This is a genomic window from Streptomyces sp. VTCC 41912 (assembly GCF_045799175.1).
GTDB classification, from domain to species: domain Bacteria; phylum Actinomycetota; class Actinomycetes; order Streptomycetales; family Streptomycetaceae; genus Streptomyces; species Streptomyces albulus_C.
This window is the reverse complement of the sequence record NZ_JBJMAB010000089.1, coordinates 1-2691: the sequence shown is the minus strand read 5'-3', so window position 1 is coordinate 2691 and position 2691 is coordinate 1. Positions and strand designations below refer to the sequence as shown.

Annotated in this window: 1 protein-coding gene; it reads left to right on the top strand. The window is 66.9% G+C overall.

Annotation, left to right across the window (positions count from 1 at the left end; genetic code table 11):
• The first annotated feature begins 411 nt into the window (after positions 1–411).
• On the top strand, positions 412–2112 hold the full coding sequence (locus tag ACJ6WD_RS41230; RefSeq protein ID WP_407617805.1) for a recombinase family protein: 1701 nt from the start codon (positions 412–414) through the stop codon (positions 2110–2112).
• Positions 2113–2691: the final 579 nt, after the last annotated feature.

The following is a 2691-nucleotide window of genomic DNA, read 5'->3' as shown; positions in this document are numbered from 1 at the left end:
AGCAGTCCGGGCACCCCACCACCCGCCAACCCGGCACCGCACCCCACAAGCCCCGCGCAGCGGACAACGCCCCGCGCCGCCAGGCGCAAACAGCAACCCCCACGGCGGGACAGCCCCGAAGCTCCAGAGTCATAGTTCTGGAGTGATCGCCCCATGGCGGCATCTGCGCAGGTCAAGCGGCCCGGGAACCCTTCGCCCTCCACAGTGAATGTGGAGAGAAACGCGACAGCACCTGCTGGCGGGAATCCGTCGGTCCCTACGGCGAGCGGAGAGAAGTACGAAGTAGGAACGCCTTCGGTCCCTACGGCTGGGGTGAAGAGACATACAGCGGTATCTACGCAGGTCACGTCCGGTGCGGGACACCTCCGCTCTCCCGTAAGGACCGTGAAGAGTGATGCGACTGTAGGAACCGTGTTCGCCGAGACCCTGCGTGGGGTCCGGTGCATCCGTCTGTCGGTGCGGACGGACGAGACGACCAGCCCCGAGCGGCAGCGCGAGGCCGACGACATAGCGGCGGCAGCGCTCGGGATCGATTTCGGAGAGGGGGATGCACTTCGGGAAGCTGTGGACCTGGACGTGAGCGCGTCCAAGGTCGGCCCGTTCGATCGTCCGCAGCTCGGCGGATGGCTCGCCCGGCCGGAAGCTTTCGATGCGCTGGTGTGGTGGCGCTTCGACCGGGCCATCCGGTCCATGGGCGACATGCACGAGCTTGCAAAGTGGGCGCGAGCCCATCGCAAGATGCTCGTCTTCGCCGAGGGCATCGGCGGGGGCCGGCTGGTCTTCGACTTCCGCAACCCCATGGACCCCACGTCCGAACTCATGATGATGATGCTCGCCTTTGCCGCACAGGTAGAGGCACAGAGCATCAAAGACCGCGTGACCGGCGCACAGGCAGCCCTGCGCAAGATGGCGCTTCGGTGGCGCGGAGGCGGGCGCCCGCCGTTCGGCTACCTGCCTGCCCCCATGCCCAAGGAACACGGCGGGGCGGGCTGGACGCTCGTTCCCGATCCGGACGCCGTGCGCGTCATTGAGCGGATCATTGCCGCACTGCTGGAAGGCAAGAGCCCCCGAGCCATCGCGCTCATGCTCAACAAGGACGGGGTGCTGTCCCCCTCTGAGCACTGGCGGGCGTACAAAGCCCGGATCAAGGGCATCACCGGCACCGAGGGCGACACCGAGACCGACGCGCCGAAGCGGAAGCCCACCCCGTGGCGTGGTCAGCGCATCGTCGAAATGCTCACCAGCCCCGCACTGCTGGGCTGGAAGATGCACAAGGGCAAGCCCGTCCGTGACGACCAGGGCAACCCCGTCATGGCGACCGAAACGCCGATCGTGACCCGCGAGGAGTTCGACCAGATCGGCGCACTGTTGGCGCCCAAGCCCACGGCGGAGAAGGCACCGACGCGTAAGGACTCGGTGGCGCTGCTGCTGCGGGTGATCCACTGCACCGGGTGCGGCAGCCGCATGTACCTCAACAAGTCCTCCGGGGCCTACGGGTGCAGCTCGTACAAGTACGGGACGTACTGCCCGGCCCCCGTCACCATCCGAGGGACGTGGGTGGACGAGTACGTCACCGCCGAGTTCCTGCGCCTGGTTGGCCCCGTGCAGTTCACCCGCGTCACCGAGATACCCGGGTACGACCCGCAACCCGAAATCGCCGCCACCACTGACGAGTTCGCCGAGCACCAGCAACAGAAGGGGCGCCAGAAGTCCAAGGCCGCACAAGCCGAGTGGCAGCGCCGTGCAGACGCACTTGACGCACGACTGGCCGAACTGGAGGCAAGAGAGAAGACCGAGCCCCGGCGCGAGATTGTCCCCACAGGCCGCACCTTCGCCGACGAGTGGCACGCCTCCGACACCGCAGGCAAACGCGCCATGCTCATCGAGGCAGGCGCACGCCTGATGGTGAAGCCAGGCGGCAAGGGCGGATGGCGGAAACTTGACGTGCGACGGGTGGAGTTCGCCATCACCGGAGACCTTGACCCCGCAATCGAAGCAGCGGCAACGACAGCCGATGACCTTGCTGACGAGCAACGCCCGAACCACGTCCCCACACCGGGAGCGAACGCGCACCGGAACCTGGCCCCACAGACGCTCACAACCGCCGCGTAGCGGTCTAGGGCAGCCCCGGCGCCCCGTTGACCACCGGGGCTCTCTTGTGCCCGCACGGAGGCGCGTAGACCGTGCCTGGGGCATCACTGACTCCGGGTTTGGGCCGGGACTGCCCTACAGCGGGGCGAGGGGTGTTGGAGTGACGGTTTACACCACTTTTTTAGAACACGTAGAAAAAATAAGAGAGAAGAGAGACCGGGCCTCTGTTCGGCACAACGCCACGCTTCAGCACTGCGGGAAACCTCCGCCCTCCACAGTGAATGAGAGAGGGATTACCGCGCACCCACCCCAAGGGGGAACACGGCGGACTGAGTGCCCACTCTCGTAACAGCGTTGCCCGCACGACACATTGCGGGCGGCGCGCGGGGACTGCACCGCTCGTAAGCAACCACCCAACCGGTGCGCTGCTGCGGGGCGCGTGCAGTCCCCTCGGTGCCCGGACCGGCTCGGCCGGCGAGGGCAACGACCGGCCCGTCTAGCCCAACTGGCAAGAGGCACGCGGCTTAGAGCTCCTAACGCAACACTGGTAGCCGTGTCCTCCGGACGGATGTGTCGGTTGCTTGGGTGTGGGCAAGCGGA